This is a genomic window from Mycobacterium persicum (assembly GCF_002086675.1).
Taxonomy (GTDB): domain Bacteria; phylum Actinomycetota; class Actinomycetes; order Mycobacteriales; family Mycobacteriaceae; genus Mycobacterium; species Mycobacterium persicum.
Map to the genome: position 1 here is coordinate 1 of NZ_MVIF01000335.1, position 295 is coordinate 295.

At 82.7% G+C, this 295-nt stretch carries 1 protein-coding gene; it reads right to left on the bottom strand.

Annotated elements, in window-relative coordinates; all coding sequences use genetic code 11:
- On the bottom strand, positions 1-295 hold a 295-nt coding region (locus tag BST40_RS33695), incomplete at both ends, for a hypothetical protein (RefSeq protein WP_208618969.1).

Sequence of the window (295 nt, forward strand, 5' to 3'; positions counted from 1 at the left end):
GTGCCAGCGGCCCCGCCGGCGCCGCCGCTGCCAAGCCAGCCGGCGTTGCCGCCACCCCCGCCGCCGCCGCCGGTCATGCCGGCGCCGCCCAAGCCGCCGGGCCCGGCGCTGGAGAACAACAGCCCGGCGTTGCCGCCGAGCCCGCCGGCACCGCCTTGGGCGGAAATGCCGGCGCCGCCGGCGCCGCCGGCGCCGCCGCTGCCGAACAGCAACCCGGCGTTGCCGGCCGTCCCGCCGGCACCCCCGTCGCCACCGTTGATGCCGGTACCGCCGGCCCCGCCGGCACCCCCTGGGC